Origin of the sequence: Pseudoxanthomonas dokdonensis, from assembly GCF_001431405.1 — a bacterium.
GTDB lineage: Bacteria > Pseudomonadota > Gammaproteobacteria > Xanthomonadales > Xanthomonadaceae > Pseudoxanthomonas_A > Pseudoxanthomonas_A dokdonensis.
Window position 1 is genome coordinate 1 of record NZ_LDJL01000026.1, and the last position, 1,273, is coordinate 1,273.

Consider the following 1,273-nt stretch of genomic DNA (forward strand, 5'->3'; position numbering starts at 1 on the left):
GGCCGGCGCCGGCTGGCCACGCCATACCTGCAGCGTGGCGAGTTGGTTCAACTGCCTGGTCCGGCGCTGAAGACGCGTTTTTCCTATTATCTGGTCCATCCCGCGCATCAAACGCTATCGCCCGCCGCGCAGGCGTTCCGCGATTGGCTGAAACAGGAAGCGAACACGGCCGCTGCAACAGTCACCTGAATACAGCGGTCACCGCATCAACAACACGTAACGGGGTTATGGCCGGCGGCGACGGAACAGGCGCAACGCAAGTTTCAGCAACAACAGTCCGACCAGCAGCACCGGAATCAGAAATGCCACCGCGCGGATGGTCCAGGCAATGCCCTGCGACAGGGTTGCGGAAAACTCGCTGACTGCTTCGCGGATTTCACTGCGGCCGGACTGTCCGGACGGCGGCCTGAAATCCAATGTCACCTTCTGCGTCTGGATGCGCCGCGCGTGCTGGGCTGCCTGCTGCTGCGCCTGCTGCAGCTGCGCTTCGACTTCCGATAGTTTTCCCGACAGGGCGATCATGTCGGCAACGCTCAAATCATCGCGCTGCTGGAAACCAGTCAATTGCTGGTGTTCCTTCTGCAGCCGCGCCAACACGACATTGTTGTTCTGGACCGCTTCGGCCAGATCTTCAGCATGCGTACGCCGGCTGCCGACGCTGCCACCTTCGGCCGCACTGCTGATGAAAGCATCCACCCCGGCCGGCACTATCCTGACGACCAGTTGCGCCTGCGGATAATCACCTCCGTTTTCATACGCCTCGAGCACCGTGCATTCACCGTAGCGTGCCTGCTGGCAGGCCTGGCGACTGGCGGCGAAGCGTTCAGCAATCCTGTTCGCCGGAAGCTTGATATCGACATCGTGTTCATAGGCCAGGAACTGGCCCGGCTGCGCCACCTGGGCCCCAGCCGAGGCCATCGGCGCGGGAGCGGGCGCACCCGCCATCTCCGACGGCTGTTTGCTGCAGGCCGCCAGCATCAACAAGCCGATCAGCAGGGATCTGTTATTCATGTAATGCGTCTTCCCTATCAACTGCCCGATTGTAACCAGCTGATGCACACGGGCGTGCCATTCGGCAGATGCGCGCGGCGGCCACAGCCCCTATCCTTCCCCGGTTTACTTCCACAACCGATGAGATTCCCCATGCGTCGCAGCCTGCTTGCTTTGGCCCTGATCACTGGTCTGGCCGCCTGCCAGAAAGCCGAAACCCCAACCGTCGCCACGCCGGCGGCCAGCCCGGCAGCGGTCGCCGCCGATCCGGCGCTGGATGCCG

2 protein-coding genes are annotated in these 1,273 nt (G+C 62.8%); one reads left to right on the plus strand and one right to left on the minus strand.

Going from position 1 to position 1,273, the window contains the following annotated elements; genetic code table 11:
• Positions 1–189: LysR substrate-binding domain-containing protein (locus ABB29_RS15835; protein ID WP_245622659.1), on the plus strand; the 189-nt coding region annotated here is incomplete at its 5' end.
• A 36-nt stretch (positions 190–225) separates the two neighbouring features.
• Here ABB29_RS15835 and ABB29_RS15840 read toward each other — a convergent pair.
• Complete coding sequence (locus ABB29_RS15840; RefSeq protein WP_057660867.1) at positions 226–1,011, minus strand: DUF4349 domain-containing protein; 786 nt, start codon at positions 1,009–1,011, stop codon at positions 226–228.
• Positions 1,012–1,273 lie beyond the last annotated feature (262 nt).

Bases quoted from the DNA above. Each gene is read 5' to 3' on its own strand.
- ABB29_RS15840 (WP_057660867.1), bottom strand. From the start codon at position 1,011: ATGAATAACAGATCCCTGCTGATCGGCTTGTTGATGCTGGCGGCCTGC.